The sequence below is a fragment of the Microbacterium sp. ISL-103 genome (assembly GCF_018613995.1).
Classification (GTDB): Bacteria; Actinomycetota; Actinomycetes; order Actinomycetales; family Microbacteriaceae; genus Microbacterium.
The window spans coordinates 1-2,176 of the sequence record NZ_JAGGPD010000125.1; the positions used below are offsets into that span (position 1 = coordinate 1).

Sequence of the window (2,176 nt, forward strand, 5' to 3'; positions counted from 1 at the left end):
TGCATCGGTGATGAGGGATATCATTAAACAGTTGATTGACTCAACAGAGGACTACGTCACCATTGAGTACGACCTCCCGGAGGCGGCAGCTGACCGTGACGTGCTCAACTCCTGGTTCGGTGGGGGAAACCCCGTGATGGGTGATTTTGGTCTTGAGGGGGATGGTCGACACCGCGTCTGGAAGGCTCTTCAGGCCCGGGCTAACGCGGTGGTGCCCGTCCGGTCGTCGCTCAGAGCGCACCCCCGGATGTGGGGTAAGCCCGCGGCAGACGCCATCGATACCGTGCTGACTTAGGTGGACGAGACGATCCGCACCCTGAACGGAAACCAGATGGAATGGTTCGAGTCATACCGGCACTAGTCGTGCGCTGACGTCACACTAGAAGAGCCGTCGGAATCCCGGCGGCTCTCCTCGTGTCCACGGTCCATGGGCGCCGCCGCGACCAGGTCGGGCGAATCGTCGCCTTCGCCGCAGCCAGAACCCCCTCCGACGGAATCGCCGCCCAGTCGTCGTCCTCTTCGATGCCATACAAGTCGGCGTCGATAAAGTTGAGGTGAAACCAGATGTGCGAGTGCTGGCTGAGGTCCAGATTGTGGCCGCCTTCGACGAGCAGTTCCGAGGCCTGCGGGCGGAACGCGGCGACCAGCTGCTCGGATACCATCGGCGACCTCCGGTGTGGGGCGCGTTATCTCGACCACGGTGGCCGAGCCATCCGCCACCCAATCGAACGTCTCCTCGGAGTCGATGCTCCAGTGGCAGCCGGCGAGGTTGGTACTCATCGCCGGTGGCTGGCTCTCAGTACTCCACGCGTGCATCGAGTAGGTGAGCTCTGCCGCGTGATGTGGTGATAGAGCGTGCCGCGTCCCTGAGAGTCCCGTGGCCCTGGTTGAGCGAGTGATAGAGCTTCCAGTCCTCGATGCAGCGGGTGTTCATGGCGCTGATGATGAGGGTCGTCCGGAGGTGAACGTGAAGTGGGGCCGTTGAACTCGCGAATGGCAAACTCTGAGAACAATCCTCGCTACAGAGGTTGAGCCTGTGTGTCGACGCCGCAAACGGCTCATTCTGCCGCGTGAGTAACCGCTGGTCACCTGCAGGGCGCGTTCGGTCCTTGTCTCGCGCCGGCGAGAACCTTCGCCGATTGTTCCAATCTGTGCGAGCCTCGTTGATGACTGACGATTGGGAGCAATGTTCATGCCGGTGAATGAGAAGAACCGTCCATCCATATTCTTGCGCGTCCTGAATGTCGGCGACGGAGCGTGCAGTATCTACACGAGACCGTGGCAGAACGAACACTTCATTGTCGACTGCGGAGCGACGTCGTCCGGGCGGGGCATCGCGTCAGCTACGATCCTGTCGGAAGCGCTAGGGCACTCCTCGCGGGTCATTGAGACAGTGCTGATAACGCACTTCGACGCCGACCATTGGGCGGGCATCATGGCCTACCCGGAAGTGTGGGCTGTTGCGCCTCAGCGGTCGGTCTCAATGCACTACCCCCACCTGCTGCCTCGAGCAGAGGGAAGAGTTCAAGCAGCACACCTGCTGTTCCAAGCTGCGCTTGCCGGGATGTCAATCACGCCCATCACGGGCATCGTTAATGCGTGGATAGCCGGCGGGGCGAGAGTGTTCCCCAGAGCGGTGAAGCGGGGCGACGACATACAGGCAGTCGGCAAGCAGTGGGACGTTCACTGGCCACCCGTTGATTCATCCGTGTTTCGACCGAAGACGCGCGCGACGATGAAGCAGATTGAGGACACCGTGGATGAGCTGTCCGCGGAGAGTGATGTCTTTCGGCGGGGGCTTGAGTCGGTATACACCGACTGGGCCAGCGTCGAGCAGCGCGCCGAAATCGCCGACGGAGAACCTTTGAATGGCGAATCCGACGTCTCAGCGGCCTCGGTCATCGCAAGCCTGAACCTCGACGACGAGCGTCTCACCCGCATTGCTGCGGCTCTCCCCGCATACGCGAACCTTCTCAGCGTGGTCCATTCGACGGACACCATCATCAACTTCGGCGACTGCGAAAAGGCGGGGCTGAACGCGCTGCTCCGTCTTCAAGCGTCGCCCACACCCGACCTGAAATCGGCCTACGAGCTGGTCATCGCGCCGCACCACGGCACTCCGATACCGGGCGTGCGAACTCGGGAGGTGTTTCCCCGCGCCTTGCTCGCGTTCCTC

Annotated in this window: 3 protein-coding genes; 2 read left to right on the top strand and 1 reads right to left on the bottom strand. The window is 61.9% G+C overall.

What is annotated here, in order from left to right:
- The coding region (locus tag J7E68_RS05480; RefSeq protein ID WP_215170594.1) for a hypothetical protein at positions 1-295 on the top strand (295 nt) is incomplete at its 5' end.
- 79 nt (positions 296-374) lie between these two features.
- Here the strand turns inward: J7E68_RS05480 and J7E68_RS05485 are convergent.
- Positions 375-662, bottom strand: a complete 288-nt coding sequence (locus J7E68_RS05485) for a hypothetical protein (RefSeq protein WP_215170596.1) — start codon at positions 660-662, stop codon at positions 375-377.
- Between the two features lie 524 nt (positions 663-1,186).
- Here J7E68_RS05485 and J7E68_RS05490 point away from each other — a divergent pair.
- Positions 1,187-2,176 (top strand): MBL fold metallo-hydrolase (locus J7E68_RS05490; protein ID WP_215170598.1); only part of this gene is annotated, 990 nt, incomplete at its 3' end.

Excerpts from the sequence above, each read along its gene's own strand:
- J7E68_RS05485 (WP_215170596.1), bottom strand. The coding sequence starts at position 662 with ATGGTATCCGAGCAGCTGGTCGCCGCGTTCCGCCCGCAGGCCTCGGAA.